The organism is Pseudomonas sp. YQ_5, from assembly GCF_043103305.1.
GTDB lineage: Bacteria > Pseudomonadota > Gammaproteobacteria > Pseudomonadales > Pseudomonadaceae > Aquipseudomonas > Aquipseudomonas putida_Y.
The window spans coordinates 29,902-45,516 of sequence record NZ_JBICJS010000001.1; the positions used below are offsets into that span (position 1 = coordinate 29,902).

Below are 15,615 nucleotides of genomic sequence, written 5' to 3' on the forward strand. Positions count from 1 at the left end.
TGCTGGATTTCAGGCTCGAATCTATGCTGTAAGAAGTTTCCTACTTAGTTGCTGAGATGAGCGGGCGATCAAGTATCTGGAATTCAAGTGAAAGACAATGCCTCGATCGATGCTTTTGGGTCGAGGCTGAAAGTGTAAGATTTTATTTGAGTGTATATGTGTTGCGTTTGCGAAATGTCGTGTGAAAAGTTGCAGTGCTTTGTAGGAAGTTTCGTACTTTAAAATTGTTATATGTTCAGTTTTTGCACTTGGCCAGCACTACCTGGCAAGTCCTGGGCGTGCCTCCCGAGCGGCTGGCATAACGCACGCAGTTGTTCAGCGATTTCTGTTGCGCAATGCTCAGTGTATTGCCCCAGGCCAGGCCGCCTTCACCGATAGTGGGGACGGCCTTGGCGAAGCAGTTGGAGCCCACTGCAGGCGTGGCGTAGCGTGTCTGGCTGGCTTTGCTGGAGCAACCAGCGGTAAATGCCAGGCTGAGGCAGAGCAGGGTAGCCAGTGCCCAGGACGCATGTGGTCTGCTCATGTATTCCCCTTCTGCGCTTGGCAGCAAATGCCTTGCAGGATATTTCATTACAGCGAAGCGGTGAACTATCTCGGCGTCAAGAGGCTCCTTTGCTAAGCGCACCCTGCGCTTACCTGATGGCGCAAGACCATCAGCCCTAGGTCACTGAATGAAAAGGAGGCACCGTGACCGCATCTGATCAAACCCTCTACCGCTGTACGCCCAGCCCGCTGCATGCCTTGCTGCTGGCAGGCAGTGTGCCGTTGTTCCTTGGCGCGCTGTTGAGCGATCTCGCCTACTACAACAGCTACCAGATTCAGTGGAGCAACTTCGCCGCCTGGCTGATCGCCGGTGCCTTGGTGTTCTGTGGGCTGACACTGTTGTTCGCGCTGGCCAACCTGATCCGCGCCGAGCGCAAGGGCGGGCGCGCTACGTTGTACTTCGTGCTGCTGCTGGTGACCTGGGTGCTTGGGCTGATCAATGCCTTTGAGCATGCCAAGGACGCCTGGGCGGTAATGCCTTCCGGGCTGGTGTTGTCGGTAATCGTGACGGTGCTCGCAGTGGTGGCCGCCTGGATCGGTTTGAGCAACCTGCGTTCAGGAGGTGTGGCATGAAGCCTTTGCATGCATTTAGCCTGTTGGGCGTGGCGCTATTGCTGAGTGCCTGTGGTGGCGACGGCGAGCCGACCCAGGCCCACGGCCCGGATCCGAAGCTGCCGGAACCTCAGCGCGGCTTGCTGCCGAGCATGAAGATTGCGCAACCGGCTGCCTGGGGCGAACTGAAACCGACCGTGCCGGAGGGCTTCAGTGTCACCGCTATCGCCACCGGCCTGAAAATCCCGCGCCAGAGCCTGGTGCTGCCCAATGGCGACATTCTGGTGGCTGAGGGCAGGGGTGGCAGCGCGGCCAAGCTCAAGCCCAAGGATGTGATCGCCAGCCAGATCAAGGCCAAGGGCAATACCCAGGTCAAGGGTGGCAACCGCCTGACCTTGCTGCGCGATGCTGACGGCGATGGCAACTACGAGGTGCAGGCCGTGTTTGCGGAAAACCTCAACGCACCGTATGGCCTGGCCTATGCCAACGGCAAGCTGTATGTAGCCAACCAGGATGCGCTGGTACGCTTTGACTACAAGGAAGGCCAGACCCAGGCCGACGGCCCGCCAACCAAGGTCACCGACCTGCCGGCCGAGATCAACCACCATTGGACCAAGGCGCTGACCATCAGCCCGGATGGCCGCTACTTGTATGTGGGTATCGGCTCGAACAGCAACATCACAGAGCGCGGCCTGGAGGTAGAGATCGATCGGGCCATGGTCTGGCAGGTCGATGCCGAGACCGGCGCACACCGGCCCTATGCCACCGGCTTGCGTAACCCGACGGCATTGACCATTCAGCCGCAGACCGGGCAGTTGTGGACGGTGGTCAACGAGCGGGATGAGCTGGGCCCCGACCTGGTGCCGGACTACCTCACTTCGGTACGTGAAGGGGGCTTCTATGGTTGGCCTTACAGCTACTGGGGGCAGCATGTGGATGAGCGGGTGCGGCCGCAGAACCCGGACAAGGTGGCGGCGGCGATCAAGCCGGATTACAGCCTGGGTTCGCATGTGGCTGCACTGGGTGTCGACTTCTCGACCTCGGCAATGGGCGAGCGCTTTGCCGACGGTGTGTTCGTGGGCGAGCACGGCAGTTGGAACCGCCCCAACCCGGTGGGGTACAAGGTGATTTTCGTGCCGTTCAGCAATGGCAAGCCTGCTGGGGAGCCGATCGACTTCGCGACGGGCTTTCGCGGTGAGGATGGCAAGACCCGGGGGCGACCGGTTGGGGTGACGGTGGACCCGCGGGGGGCGTTGATCATTGCCGATGACCTGGCGAATACAGTGTGGCGGGTGACGCGGAATCGCTGAATGCTCGGGTCAAATCGGCAAATCTTGCTGGCGATGGGCCGCAGAGCGGCCCAATTGCTGACTGGCAGGCATTGCACACGGGTCAGAAGCGGTAGTTGAAGCTGGCTTCCAGCGTGCGCGGTGCCCCTGGGGTGATCAGGTCGACCGAGCCATGTGCCGAGGCATAGTAGTCACGGTCGAACACGTTCTTCAGGCGCAGCGCGGTAGGCCTGGTTGCTTTACGGGGCGGCCCAGTCGGTGTCGGACTGGGTTCGGCGTTTGCCCTCGCTGTCGAAGTTCATGCCGACTTCGCGCTTGGGCGTGAAGCTTGGTTTTTTGCTAATGCTGTTGATCAGCCCGCCTGAGGAGCCACGGCCGTACAGCACCGCGCACCGGGAGGGCCGGCAAGGCGGCAGGTAATGGCTATGCTTGATAGCGCGTGAACCTTTCACGCGCCTATTCGGACTTGATCACAGGGAAGCACGCCTATGAACCCCATTCGTACTCTCGCTCGTGCTGTAGCCCTTGCCACGTTGGCCTCTGCTGCCAGCTTCACGGTGCAGGCTGCCGGAATCCCAATCGGGAGCGAGGCGCTGGAAAGCCATGTCACCACGCAGGTAACGGCTATCGATCTGGCCACCCGCCAGGTCACGGTGAAAGGCCCTGACGATAAGAAGGATGTGACGTTCCAGCTGACCGAAAAGGCCAAGGCGCTGCCCAACCTGAAAGTCGGTGACCAAGTCGACATCTACGTGACACGCGCGGTGGCCTATGTGCTCAATCCGGACGTGGGTGGGGCGCCGAAAGCGACTGAAGAGTCCGGTACCATCCGTGCAACCGAGCAAAACCCCAACCCGGGCGGCGAGGCGTTCCGCCAGGTCAAGGTTACCTCTCAGATCAAGAAGATCGACCTCAACACGCATGAGGTGAGCTTGTTGCCACCGGAGGGCAAGCTTCAGGTGGTCAAGGTCGAGAATCCAGACCTGCAGAAACGCATGAAGAACCTCAAGGTTGGCCAGACTGTCGACGCGATCTACACCGAAGTACTGCGCGTCGAAACCTCGCGCTGACCTCAGCCGTTGCTGACCTCGGTTGCCCCCGGGGTCGCATGCGGGGCGCGGGTGCGTGCGGTCAACAAGCGAATCAGCGGCGATGCGATGAAGGTACTGATGATGGCCATGATTACCAGCAGCGTGAAGTACTCCTTGGGCAGCACGCCCAGGTCATAGCCAACGTTCAGTACCACCAACTCCATCAGCGCCCTGGTGTTCATGCATACACCGATCAATGCCGAATCGCGGCGGTTTTCGCCCAGAAGGCGGCTGGCCCCATAAGCACCGAAGAACTTGCTGGCAAAGGCCACCAGGCAGATCAACAGGCAGTTCCACAGTGCGGTGTTGCCCTCAAGGGCGCCAATATCGGTGCGCAGGCCCGTATAGGCAAAGAAGATCGGCAGGAAGAACGCATTGACCACGCCGCTGACCTTGGCATTCCACTGTTCGACGAAGGTGCGCTGGGTATGCAGCGCTACGCCAAGTATGAAACCGCCGATGATCGAAAATACTCCGATCAGGTTGGTCACTGTCGCACTGGCCAACAGAATGATCAGCATCAGCGATATCCCTTGGGTCGACAACGGCCGGCGCTGCAGGTCGCCGATTATCCAGCGCAGGACCAGTGGCCGTACCAGGGCGATCACGACGACGAAGAACAACCCGAGCGCCAGCAACCTCGCCAGAGAAGTCCAGGGATTGAACTGCGAGGCGATCAACGAAGTGACGCCGCCCAGGATCAGCCAGCCGCATACATCGTCGATTGCTGCCGCGCCAATGGTGAGCGTGGCGACCCGAGAGCGGGATAGGCCAAGCTCCATGAATATCCGTCCCAGGATAGGCAGTGCGGTGATCGACAGTGCCGTGGCAAAGAACAACTGGAAGGCTAGCAGTGAGGGTTTGTCCCCGCTGATCTGCTGCCAGAAGTACTCGGCAGTGAGCATGCCGCTGGCAAATGGCACCAGCAGCCCTCCCATGCTGATGACGATGACCGAACGCTTGCGGCCCTTGAGGTGTGTGCCGAACTCGAACTCCAGGCCGACCTGGAACATCAGCAGGATCAGGCCGATCTGCGCGGTGACCACGAAGGCGGTGGCCGTTTGCGGTACGAACAGCGCGGCCAGTTGCTCGGGGAAGAAATAGCCCAGCAGGCTCGGGCCGAGCACCAGCCCGGCAAGGATTTCGCCGGCGACCGGCGTCTGGCCCAGGCTGCGGGTGCTGAACCAGGCGATCAGCCGCGAGACGCTGAAGATCACGATGAGTTGCAGCAGAAACATCAGGGTCAGGTGCTCCGCCTGGGAGCCTACGGCTGACTGTGACTGGGGTGCCGGCGTGAGTTGCACGGTACTGGCATGAATGGCGTTGGACATGATGAAGTCCCGAAAATAAAGAGTCAGATAGGCGGTGCGAGCCAGCCACCGAATGCATGTTCCAGGGCCAGGGCTGCGTTCAGCAGCCGGTGCTCTTGCCCTGGGCCGGCGACCAGTTGCACGGAAACCGGGCAACCTTGGTCAAGGCGTCCCATGGGGACCGTCAGCGCTGGCAGCCCGAGTACGTTGAACAATGCGGTGTAGCCGATATCGCCCGGATAGCGCAGGGCATGGCCATGTTTGGGGGAGATGCCGGGGAGCACCGGTAGTGCCAGCAAGCTGTTGCCCGCCAGGCGTTCGGCCAATGCCTGTTGCAGGGCATCTCGTTTCGACAGCTGACGCGTAAGCCCGGGGCTGCCCAGGTATTCGCCCAGGCTGTCGAGTACGGTAGCCAGCCAAGGCCCGGTGGCATGCAGGGGTTTGCTGGTCAGGGCCAGACAGGCCTGGGTCACGTGCGCCACAGGTTGGCCGTCACCGAGGATATCGGCCAGGCGAACGCCGGCTTCCTTCTTCAGCACGGCCAACCAGATGGCGAATGCGTCGTCCAGTGCCTGAGGGTGCCAGCGTTCGACCTGGGTGCCTTGTAATTGAAAGTGGTGCGCCAGGTCCTCCAGTGCCTGGGTTACTGCCGGGGATACCCGGCTGCCCCAGCTCAGGCGGTCTGGCTGGCACAGGTATAGGTGCTGCAAGGCACCGGGCGCCTGGCAATGCTGGTAGTGGTCGACAATGTTGTGATCGTGCTGGTCGGGGCCAGCGATGATTTCCAGCAGAACGGGCAGGTCTTCGGCATGTCGGCATAACGGGCCCACGGTGAAATGCCGGGCGATACCCAGTGCATGCGGCTGCCCCAGACCGCGCTCGTCAAGGGGCAGATGCCCGGTCAATGGCACCAGCCCCCGTGATGGCTTGAGGCCGAAGATGCCGTTGCAGGCCGCCGGGATACGCACCGAGCCGCCACCATCGGTGCCCAGCGCGAAAGGTACGCAAGCACTGGACACCAGCACGGCATCACCACCACTGCTGCCACCGGCGCTGCGCCCCTGCCGGTAAGGGCTGCCGGTGCAACCATAGACCGGGTTATCAGTTTCAGGCCAGAGCGCCATCTCGGCCTGGTTGCCCAGTGCCACCGGAATGGCGCCAGCCTCGATCAGGCGCTGCGCGGCAGTGGCGGTAAAACGTGCAACCTGTTGCTGGCGAAGGCGCGAACCGCAGGTTTTCGGTGCACCGGCCAGGCCCAGGCCTTCCTTGAAACTAAAGGGCACGCCATGCAGGCGGCCCAGCGTAACCCCTTGGTCACGTTGGCGCTCGGCAACCTCGGCAGCCCGTCGTGCCTGGTCGTACAACGCCACTGCAACGGCGTTGCAGCGTTGTTGTATGGCCTGGCAGCGGCCGATGCTCTCCTCGACCAGGGCGACCGGTGACAGCGTGCCATCGCGCACCCCCGCAGCCAGGCGCACACCGCTCTGGGCGAGCAGTTCGTGGTCGGCCGTCATCTTGGGCAAGACCATCAGTGTTTGGCCAGGTCGAGGAAACCACCGTCGCTACCGAATGGCGATTTGAGCAGTTCGGGGGCTTCGCCGTACTTGTAGAACAACGAGGGCATCAGCCTTAGGCTGGTTGCCCGGCCCAGGTCCTGCAAGGTGCCCAGGCTGTGCCGCGCCAGCAACTTCAGGTGGCGTGGTGCCAAGCTCCAGCGCACCATGCGCATCAGTCGCAGGCGCAGCATTGCCGAGCGCAGGAAGTAGCTGGCGGCGTAACGCGGGCGAGCCTGGTTGTCGGCCTTGTATAGGGCGAAGTTGATGGTGCGCGAGTACAGGTTGGGGATCATCTGTGGGCTAATGCCCGGGTTGGAGCGGCGCACTTCGCGCAGCAGGCAGGCGAATGGCAGCGGCGATGGCTGTAAGTCACGTGTGTAGCGCGGCAGCAGGTCGGCGAACTGCTGCGCCTGATGGCCGTCGAGGAAGTCGCCACTGACGTACATCGGCAGCACCACATGGAAGTACGCCATGTTGGCGAACAACAGCGTCCAGCCCATCAGGAACGGGTCGTCCATCACCTCGTACCATTTGCTCCAGGTGTCCTGCAGTGCGAGCTGCGCCTGGATGTGCGACTCCAGGCAACTGACATAGCCCGGGGTGAGGGTGCCCTGGATATCCTTTTCGATCATCGCAGCCACCTGCGGGATCTGCTGGGCCACGTAGGCCAGCCCTGCGCTGTTGGCCGGGTCGAAGGTGAATGCCGCGTCACCGATCAGGAACCAGCCATCGGTGGAGTAGTACTGGTTGGCTTCGTACATGTAGTTGTACATGGCGTGCTGGTCGACCACTTCGCCCGAGGCCATCAACTCGGTGATCACCGGATGATCGGCCATGACCCGCTCCTTGAATGCCTCCAAAGTGCCGATCCGCTCGTTGACCATGTCGGGCCGGTAGGTGATGCCGATGCTGATCATGTCGGCACCGTCGTCACTGCGCATGGGGATGAGCCAGATCCAGTAGCCTTTGCCGTAGAAATGGTGGGTGACGTAGTAGGGGTCGTAGCAGTGATGCTTGTCCTTGTGGGTGTTGATGTTGTGCAGAATGCTGCGGTCGAACTGGCGCAGGCGGAACCAGAAGGTACTGCGCTGGTAGGTTGGCTCCTTGTGCAGCTTGAGCTTCTTTGCCATGAAGCGATTGCGGCCTGTGGCATCCACCACCCAGTCGGCATCCAGCTGCCAGCTCTGCGCCTCGTTGCGCAGGGTCAGGCGATGGCGGGTGTGCTCACCTTCATGCAGGTCTACCGCAGCCACGTCAGCCTCTATCAGTTGCACCTGCTGCCCGGCGACGATGGCGCGCAGGTCTTTGTCGAAACTGAACCGGTTAAGGTTGTAGGCTGGCATGCGGATAACCCCGGGGGCCTCGTGGACCACGTAGTTGCGGCATTCCGGGTTGTTGCGCAGCTTCAGGTAATAGGTCAGGCCGTACTTGTGGTAGTGCTTCTCTTCGAGCAGGCTGCCCAGGCCTATGCCTTTGAAGAAGTGCGTAGTGAGTTCGACCGTCGACTCGCCGACGATCGGCCGCTTGCGGTCCGGACGGCCGATTAGCGTCACTTCCACGCCCGGCAGGCGTTTGCGCAGGTACAGGGCAGCCAGGTGGCCGGCCACGCCGGCACCCATGATAGCAATACGTTTCATGTCATCTGTCCGTGATGAGGTGAGGCACCGGGCAGCCCGGTGCCGGGGAGTGAGTCCTAGTGGCTGGCGGCTTCGATCAAGGCCTGCGGTTCGGCACGTTCGGAGTAGTCGACATTGACGAATGCATGGCGAATGCGGCCATCCTGGCCAATGATGAAAGCGCTGGCCATCGGCAGGCTGAGATCGTCGCAGTCGTTCAGTGCCTTGAGGTCGGCGCCGAGTGCCCGATACACCGCTTCCAGCTCTGGCTCCAGCTCGAAGACGATGCCGTACTGGCGCGCCAGCTGGTTGCCCGGGTCGCTCAGCAGTTGGTAGCGCACGCCCAGGGATTCGCGGGTTTTCAGGGTGGCAGCGCGGCTCTGGGCAGAGACGGCGACCAGCGTGGCACCGCTGGCGGCCAGATCACTTGCCATCTGCTGGTATTCGCTGAGCGTTACATTGCAGAACGGGCACCACAGGCCGCGGTAAAACACCAGTACCAATGGACCGCGTGCCAGCAGGGCCCGCAGGTCCACGGCCTTGCCATCGGCATCCTCCAGCACGGCCAGCGGGGCGTTGTCGCCGGCTTTGAGCACGTGCTCCTCAGGGTGTCTTGCGATAAGGGCTTGCAACGAGGCGCCAAATTTTTCCAGCACCTCGGTGGGCAGTTGGGCCATCTGCTGTTTGACAGCGTCGAGTTTTTCCTTGAGTGACATGCTTGTTTCCTTGTGGTGGTTCACTGGGGCAGGCTTCGGGTGGCCCGGGTCTGGATGCGCTGCGAGGCCTTGCAGGCCGGGGGATGGCGCTGAAACAGCTGAAGTACCCAGTCGGGGCGGGTCTTGCTGGCATCGTTGAGCCAATTGGCGACCGAGTCCTGGGCGTATTTCTCGGCTTCGGCCAGTAGCGGTACCAGTAACGGCTCGGCCACTTCTGGTTGTTGCTTGAGCGCGGCAATGTGCTCGCACCAAACGCCGCGCGGGCGCAGGATCTCGATGCAGAACCGACGGACCAGTGGGTCTGCATCGCCGGTATGGCGGCCGAGTAGCGCCAGGGCCGCTTCAAGGTGCTGGGCCAGGCGCGGTCGCAGGGCGATCCAGGCCCATTCACGCACACCGAAGTGCTCATCGCGGGCGAAGCGAAACTGCGCCAGCAGGGCATCTTCCGCTGGCAGCGAGCGTGACAGGAACGCCTGGGCAAACGCCGCCCAACTGCGCACGGTATCGGATGGGTGCGTGCAGCATTGCTCGAACACCTGCTGGCGCAAAGACTCGGGGGCCTGCTCCAGCCACTTGCCCAACGCCAGGCCAATGGCCGCCACTTTTTTTGACAGGCCCAGTGCCTGGGCTTGGTCCGCGCTGGCAGCGAGGTGCTCTACCAACGTTGAGGGCAGTTGGCCTGTCAAGGCGTTGACCAGGGCGGCTTGATCCACCGCCAGGCATTCGGCCAGGTTGCGGGTTGGCAGTTGGCCAAGGTCGATCAGGGATTTTCGGTCGCTCATTGCAGGGGTTCCATGGCGGAGGAATGGCATCCGGTGGCCGGGGCTGGTGGGCAGTAACGCCCTGGTGCGAGCAGGTGCTGCGGGTCCAGGGCGTGCTTGAGGCGCTGCCCAAGCTGCCAGGCAGGCGCCTGCGTATCGGTCAGCAGGTGCATGAAGGCCAGAGGCAGGCGATAGGGCAGTACACCTTGCTGTTTGCCGCTGTTGAACAAGTGCCGGTAACAGTCCTCTGCGCGGGCTGTGGCCTTTTCATCGTTGCGATCGAAGAGCAGTGGCAAGGTGCAGTCGATTGCCCGGCCAGACAACGTGGTGAGGGTGACCGGGCAGGGGAGGCGGTGGGTCTGGCACACATGCTCCATGTGCCTGACGAATGTTGCCACCTGCTGGCTACGCAAAGGCAGGATCGGTGCGTACCAGATCAGGCCGCAGTTGTCCCGTGCCGGGTCGAGCAGGGCGCCTGCCTGCGGCCGTGCTCCGGCGACATAGGCCAGCGGCAGCGCCACCTGATTGGGTCGGCCTTCCATCAGTTCCATACCCAAGTGCAGTTTGTCCAGCATGACCCGCCAGCGCCTGGACCAGGCACCTGGCAGCAGACGCAGGGCTTGGCTTGCCCATGCCAGCTGGCGCTGGCTGCGGAACAGATAGCGGCTGCTGAAACGACGCAGTTCGGTACGGATAATGCCCTTCAGCGAGGCCAGTTGCGCCTGTTCGCAGTAAATCGAGCCCACCCCCATCCAGGCAGGCAGGGCCAGCGACCTCGCAGCGGTGTCGCGCTCAGCCTGGTTTAGCTGGGTCAGTGGGCGCGCGTCATAAGCCATGCTCAGCAGGCGTGTGCTGTTCATCAGGTTGATGCCGCCCACCTGGCTGCCGCAACGGTCAAGAATGCGTTTCACCCCGTCCAGTGCTGCAGGTAACTGTGCCGCGGAGTCGACCCAGAAATAGAACGGTTGCACGACTTGCGGGCGTCGGACCAAGGCAATCGACATTTGCGTCACCACGCCTAGGCCGCTCTGGCCGAACAGGCCATCAAGGTAAGGCCCGACTCCCCACTTGAAACACGGGGTGGTGCCAGGCGCCCACATGGGCGAGCGGTAGCGCTGACCATCAGGCAGGATGGCCTCAAGGCCCATCACGGCCTGCCAGTGGTCTGTTACCGGCGTGATGCCGAACCCTCGCTCCAGCGCATTGGCCAGCACACTGCACGTGGGCCCGGCGCCGGTGACCGGGGTGAGGAAGGGCAGGTCGCGGCTGGCCAGGTAGTCGGCCAGTGCCGCCTGGGTCACGCCAGGCTCGAGGGTGACCACAGCCAGCGCTTCGTCAAAGGCGAGAATCTTGTCCATGCGCGACAGGTCGAGTTGGACGCAGTGGCTATTCGTAGTCGCCATGCCACCGTAGCCCCAGTTGTTGCCGGTGCTTGCAGGTTGCAGCGCAACGTTGTGCTGGCGGGCAATGGCCAGGCAGGCCTCCACCTCTTCGCTGTTGGCGGGCCTGAGACGGGCGCAGGCATGGGCGGGCGAGCGCATTGTGTCCTGGCGCAACCTGGCGAGCGTCGCGGCATCCGTCTGCACGTGGACGTCGCCCAGCAACGTGCGCCACGCCGCCAGGGCGGCTTGCAGGCGCTGCGGCTCAGAACGCACTCGCCATCCCCCCCATGCCGAGGAACAGGCGCAACTGATCGACATCAGCCTGGCGGCTACGCGGCAAGCTGCGGTAGCGGCGGCGGAACTCGTCCTTCATTGCCGCCACGCAGCGCCGCTTGGGAGTGCGGACAACCATCATCAATGGGCTGACGGCGGTGCTGTAGACCTTGGCACATGGGCCCAGATAGCTGGCGGCAAGGGTCTGGAACTCTTCCCGCGAGAACGCCGCCAGCAGCGAGTTGCGGTAGTCGAGCAGGGTAGCCTGGTCGGCACCGTCGCTGGCGCGGCTGACGAAGTAGTCCACCGATTCCACTGACTTGAGCCTGCCGAAATCATTCAGGTAGATGGCCCGATCATTGCGCAGCACGCGCGCGATGTTGCGGAACGTCGCTTCCAGCTGAGAGAGGTCTGCCAGGTGATGCAGGGCCATGGACGAAATCACTACATCGACGCTGCGGTCGGCGATACCGGCCAGGCGCGTCATGTCTTCTTCGCGCAGTTCGACGTTGTCGATGCCCTGCTGGCGGATCGATTCACGGCCCACCTCGAGCATGCTGGTGGACAGGTCGGCACCGATGAACTCGGCCCGCGGGTTCAGCCGGGCCAACTGCAGCAATAGGCTGGCAGGGCCACAACCGATATCCAGTACGACATCACCGGGTTTGATCAGGGCGCACATCTGTGCGCAGTGGTACAAGTAGGTGCCGGACAGCGCCTGGCCCTGGCCGGCACTGTCGGCGTAGGCACTGACGCAAGTTTCGTCGACCATCACCAGGTCGGGCTCAGGTGTACGTACAAACGGTTGCCTGAGGGTGATTTCCCTGTAGATCGCGCGCAGCAATCCTGTGTCCATGAACTTGTCCTCCATGAAAGTCGTGTGGGTTTGGAACGCGGGGCGGGCTGCTCAGTCCAGTTGCAGAGCCCGTCGCACCCGCGGCGAAAGGTGGTGCGGCGAGGTGCCACAACGTGCCATGTGGGTGAGGACGTCGTCGGCACTCCAGCGAGCCTGTGCGGCGGGCAGCTGGATATGTGGGTAATGGCGCGAGCAAAAAAAGTCGAACAGGTCGGTACACGTCTGGTCGACCGTAAACTTCAGGCCTGGCGCACTGTAGGCCTTGGCGAACACATCCCGCGCCCGGGCTAGATTCACGGCCAGCGGCAGCGACAGGGCATTGTTGAGTTTGGTATAGGCCTGTACCGGGCCGATGGGCGAGAAGAACAGTACATTGCGGTAGAAGCTGGCGGCGCGCGGGTGCACGGCGATCACCAAGGTGCTCACCTTACGATGGTCAATGGCCCATCGAAACATGGCGTTGTACAGCATCAGTGGCACGCCCTTGCCCTTGTAGCGGCTACATACCGCCAAGGTCCCGACTTCGGCCACGCGCACACCGCCCAGGCGCTGCAGCACAGCCTCGTTGATGTGCACATCCTCCAGTGGAAGGCCCAGTGCCGAGTCTTCGATCAGCGATACGGTGCCAACCACTCGCCCGTCTTTCAGAGCCACGAAGGTGGTAGTGCCCGGTAGCAGGTGAAACGGCGAAAACCGCATGCCCGCACGGCACACGGTGGCGATGCCGCGGCGTGCATAGCTCTCGTTGACCAGACGCAGGGCCTGCTCGAGTTCGAACAGGTTCTGCACCGGGCGAAAGCTGAAACCCTCGATGGCCAGTGGCTGTCTGGCAAGGCGGCGGATGAACAGGCGCCGGTAAAGGGCCGCTGGCAGGCAGGCCTCGAGCCAAGGTTGGCGACGACTTAACCGGTCGTGTTCGCTATGTACCCGGGGCTTCCTGCCAAGCCGGGCCAATACGCTCTGATTCTGCAACATTATCCACCTCCATGTGGTCTTGCCGGTGTGTCTTGGGTTCAGTGCTTGTCCGGTGGCAGTGCCAGGGCAGGACTGGCCGAGAGTGCCTGTAGCGTGATGGACAGGGCGTCGCGTTGCGTGTTGTCCAGTGACTGCATGATCGTGCCGATCCAGTCAGTGTGTTCTGCGAATACGGCGTCGAGTACCGCTATGCCTGCCGAGGTAAGGCTGATGCTCAGCTTGCGACGGTCATGGGCGTCCTTGCGGCGCTTGATAAAACCATCACCCTGCAGGCCGTCGAGCAGGCCGGTTACGGTGCCCGAGGTGATTGCCAGGCGCGTCGCCAGCTCCAGCGGTGCCAGGCGGCCGCCTGCACCTTGCAAGGTCAGGAGGATTGCGAACCGCCCTTCCGACAGGTTATGGCGGGCCAACCGCGCGGCGCATACCCGGTTGATGGCCGCTGCAGCGGACAGCAGTTCGAAACACAGGCGCACGTTCTGCCTGGCGTCAGCGGGGGCCTCGGCCAGTGCATCGAGCATGATGTGATGCTTGTTCTCAAGAGTATTCATAAGGCGCAGTTTATCTTGGTGCCTTAGTAAGTCAACAGCACAGATGTTTCAGGGTTAAGACAACATGCGCACGCCGGACGGAAGGGATGTTTCACTATGCGTGGTACGAATAGTTCAAGTGCAGGATTTTGATTTCTATCAGTACTGGGTAATGCACCATCATGGTGGCCATCGATACCTTGGATGAGGACTGCCATGTTCAGTAAATCATTGCTTCTACTGGCGCTTCCTGTGGCCATGGCGTTGCTTGCCGGTGCCGTGTTGCCGTTTCAGGCCGCAGGTAATGCTGCGGCAGGCCGGGCACTTGGGCACTGGCTGTGGGGGGCTTTCACATCGTTGACGGTAAGCATGCTGGTGGTGATTGCTGCCCTGCTGATTATTCGGGTGCCGGCGCCAGACATGGGAAAGGCCCTGCAGGGGCCCTGGTGGTTGTGGGTTGGTGGCGTGCTGGGGGCAATGTATGTAGCCGGCGCCGCAGCACTCACCCCTAAACTTGGCGCAGCAGGGTTCCTGGTACTGGTGGTGGCAGGGCAGATCATCACGGCAGTGCTTGCCGACCACTATGGGGTGATGGGGTTGGGTGGCAAGCCGCTCAGTCTGGCCAGGGTGGCCGGCGTGGTGCTGATCCTGTGCGGAGTAATGCTGGTACAGGGCACTTGGGCGACGGCGTCACCGGTCCATTCCACGGCAGCTGTGAAAGGGCAGGAAAACTGATCAGCGCCCTGGTTGGCTGCACGCCCATACGGTTTCGCGCAGCCAGCGGTGCCCGGGGTCAGTGTCCTTGCGGTTGTGCCAGGCTTGCTGATAATCGAACGAGGGGATGGCCAGTGGTGGCGTGAACTGGCGCAGTGTCCTGTGCTGGCGCAACGATCCCACAGCGCGGCTGGCCACCGTCAGGATCAGGTCGGTGCCGGCCAGCACTTCGACTGCCGCACTCCAGTGCGGCAAGGCCAGGGCAATACGGCGTTGCAGGCCCCGGGCGGCCAGTGCGCGCTCGATTTCATCGAAAGCATCCGGGCGCATGGCCATCAATACATGTGGGCGTGCCAGCCAGTCTTCCAGGGCCATGCCGCCGCTGGCAGGCAGCACCTGGCGATCGGCAACGCTGATGAAGCGATCCGCAAACAGGGGCTGGGCGGTGATGTCCTGAGGCAGTTCGGGGAACAGGCCCAGGGCCAGATCCAGTTCGCCATCGAGCAACTGCGCCAACATGGTTTCACGGCTGGCCTGGCTGATGGCCAGGTCCACCCCGGGCGCGACTTGGCGCAGGTGGCGCAGCAAATGCGGCAGGATGATGCGCGAAGCGTAGTCGGATAGCGACAGCCGGAATCGGCGCTGGGCCCGGGCTGGGTCGAATAGCGGGGTGGCCAACAGGCTGTCGAGATTGCTCAGTGCATCCTGTAGTGGCTGTGCCAGCGACTGGGCGCGGGCAGTGAGGGCCATGCCGCCGCCTTGGCGTACCAGCAAAGGGTCGTCGAAGTGTTTGCGCAACTGCGCCAAGGCGTGGCTCACCGCCGGTTGGCTGCGGTGCAGGCGCAAGGCTGCGCGGGTCACGTGCTTTTCGCTGAGCAGGGCGTGCAACGCGAGCAGCAGGTTGAGGTCGATCTTGCGCAGTTCATCCATAGGGTGAATGGCCTTGGTCAATTCTGGCGACGTGTATCAGCTTAACAAATGCTTGAGTCTTGCACGCGCTTACAAGCTGCTGGCGATAGAGGCCACTTCACAGCACATGAATTCTACTAAATGGGTTTATGTTTGTTCTGTAATTTACTGATAAAAAACCATTATCTTCTTGCAGTCGCATGCTGAACACACTGCTCAAAGTAAGTCCGCTTTATCGCTGCCGGCTTGAGTCGCGAGCGGCTGTTGTAGGTTTGTTCGGTAATGCCGAAGGCTGTCATGCGCATCCACGGCTTGGGAAACTTACGCACCTGAAGCTTCTTGCGTGTGGCGTACAGCGTTACCCCGGAAAGCTTGGCCTGCTGGGCTTCGGCGGCTATCTGCGCACCCCAGCCGCAGGTGTGGCGATCGTTCTGGCTCAGTGCCCTGGCCTGGGCGCCGAAAGCGAGGGTGGCCAGCACGCAGCCGGCCATCGTTGCTAGAATTACTCGCATATTGCGGTCCTAAGCTTCTGAAAGAAAACGGAG

Annotated in this window: 16 protein-coding genes; 4 read left to right on the forward strand and 12 right to left on the reverse strand. The window is 62.1% G+C overall.

The annotated features are described in order from the left end of the window. Positions 1-235 precede the first annotated feature (235 nt). On the reverse strand, positions 236-523 hold the full coding sequence (locus ACF8EA_RS00130) for a hypothetical protein (protein WP_392520897.1): 288 nt from the start codon (positions 521-523) through the stop codon (positions 236-238). Between the two features lie 164 nt (positions 524-687). Here ACF8EA_RS00130 and ACF8EA_RS00135 point away from each other — a divergent pair, with 164 nt between their 5' ends. The 3 genes from ACF8EA_RS00135 to ACF8EA_RS00145 all read left to right on the forward strand — a co-directional run bounded on the left by ACF8EA_RS00135 (position 688) and on the right by ACF8EA_RS00145 (position 3,454). Beyond that, positions 688-1,116, forward strand: coding sequence for a DUF2231 domain-containing protein (locus ACF8EA_RS00135; protein ID WP_392520898.1), 429 nt, complete (start codon positions 688-690; stop codon positions 1,114-1,116). Next, positions 1,113-2,405, forward strand: coding sequence for a PQQ-dependent sugar dehydrogenase (locus ACF8EA_RS00140; RefSeq protein WP_392520899.1), 1,293 nt, complete (start codon positions 1,113-1,115; stop codon positions 2,403-2,405). The genes ACF8EA_RS00135 and ACF8EA_RS00140 overlap by 4 nt, the downstream gene beginning before the upstream one ends. Before the next feature lie 467 nt (positions 2,406-2,872). Then, the gene (locus ACF8EA_RS00145) at positions 2,873-3,454 is read left to right on the forward strand and encodes a hypothetical protein (protein ID WP_021781714.1); all 582 of its coding nucleotides are present in this window, start codon (positions 2,873-2,875) and stop codon (positions 3,452-3,454) included. A 2-nt stretch (positions 3,455-3,456) separates the two neighbouring features. Here the strand turns inward: ACF8EA_RS00145 and ACF8EA_RS00150 are convergent, their stop codons facing one another. Genes ACF8EA_RS00150 through ACF8EA_RS00190 form a run of 9 tightly spaced genes read right to left on the reverse strand, consistent with a single transcriptional unit; the run spans position 3,457 to position 13,468 of the window. After that, positions 3,457-4,806 (reverse strand): cation:proton antiporter, encoded by a 1,350-nt coding sequence (locus ACF8EA_RS00150; RefSeq protein WP_021781713.1) that lies wholly within the window; start codon positions 4,804-4,806, stop codon positions 3,457-3,459. A gap of 23 nt (positions 4,807-4,829) precedes the next feature. Next, complete coding sequence (locus ACF8EA_RS00155; protein WP_392520900.1) at positions 4,830-6,314, reverse strand: amidase; 1,485 nt, start codon at positions 6,312-6,314, stop codon at positions 4,830-4,832. Continuing rightward, positions 6,314-7,978 carry an NAD(P)/FAD-dependent oxidoreductase gene (locus tag ACF8EA_RS00160; RefSeq protein ID WP_047603911.1) on the reverse strand — a complete coding sequence of 555 codons (1,665 nt, stop codon included), beginning with the start codon at positions 7,976-7,978 and terminating at the stop codon, positions 6,314-6,316. Before ACF8EA_RS00160 ends, ACF8EA_RS00155 begins: the two co-directional genes overlap by 1 nt. Before the next feature lie 56 nt (positions 7,979-8,034). Further along, the gene (locus ACF8EA_RS00165; RefSeq protein WP_021781710.1) at positions 8,035-8,673 is read right to left on the reverse strand and encodes a peroxiredoxin-like family protein; all 639 of its coding nucleotides are present in this window, start codon (positions 8,671-8,673) and stop codon (positions 8,035-8,037) included. A gap of 20 nt (positions 8,674-8,693) precedes the next feature. After that, on the reverse strand, positions 8,694-9,455 hold the full coding sequence (locus tag ACF8EA_RS00170; protein ID WP_047603909.1) for a hypothetical protein: 762 nt from the start codon (positions 9,453-9,455) through the stop codon (positions 8,694-8,696). Further along, positions 9,452-11,089, reverse strand: a complete 1,638-nt coding sequence (locus ACF8EA_RS00175; protein ID WP_392520901.1) for an FAD-binding oxidoreductase — start codon at positions 11,087-11,089, stop codon at positions 9,452-9,454. The genes ACF8EA_RS00170 and ACF8EA_RS00175 overlap by 4 nt, the downstream gene beginning before the upstream one ends. Next, positions 11,079-11,945, reverse strand: coding sequence for a class I SAM-dependent methyltransferase (locus tag ACF8EA_RS00180; protein ID WP_021781707.1), 867 nt, complete (start codon positions 11,943-11,945; stop codon positions 11,079-11,081). The genes ACF8EA_RS00175 and ACF8EA_RS00180 overlap by 11 nt, the downstream gene beginning before the upstream one ends. A 51-nt stretch (positions 11,946-11,996) precedes the next feature. Further along, positions 11,997-12,920, reverse strand: a complete 924-nt coding sequence (locus ACF8EA_RS00185; RefSeq protein WP_103444269.1) for a GNAT family N-acetyltransferase — start codon at positions 12,918-12,920, stop codon at positions 11,997-11,999. Positions 12,921-12,958: 38 nt separating this feature from the next. Continuing rightward, on the reverse strand, positions 12,959-13,468 hold the full coding sequence (locus ACF8EA_RS00190; protein WP_392520902.1) for a MarR family winged helix-turn-helix transcriptional regulator: 510 nt from the start codon (positions 13,466-13,468) through the stop codon (positions 12,959-12,961). A gap of 195 nt (positions 13,469-13,663) precedes the next feature. On the opposite strand from ACF8EA_RS00190, the gene ACF8EA_RS00195 reads away from it, so the two are divergent. After that, the gene (locus tag ACF8EA_RS00195) at positions 13,664-14,182 is read left to right on the forward strand and encodes a DMT family transporter (protein ID WP_392520903.1); all 519 of its coding nucleotides are present in this window, start codon (positions 13,664-13,666) and stop codon (positions 14,180-14,182) included. On the opposite strand, the gene ACF8EA_RS00200 is transcribed toward ACF8EA_RS00195, so the two are convergent. Beyond that, complete coding sequence (locus ACF8EA_RS00200; protein ID WP_392520904.1) at positions 14,183-15,091, reverse strand: LysR family transcriptional regulator; 909 nt, start codon at positions 15,089-15,091, stop codon at positions 14,183-14,185. A 161-nt stretch (positions 15,092-15,252) separates the two neighbouring features. Continuing rightward, positions 15,253-15,582, reverse strand: coding sequence for a hypothetical protein (locus ACF8EA_RS00205; protein WP_021781702.1), 330 nt, complete (start codon positions 15,580-15,582; stop codon positions 15,253-15,255). Between the last annotated feature and the right edge of the window lie 33 nt (positions 15,583-15,615).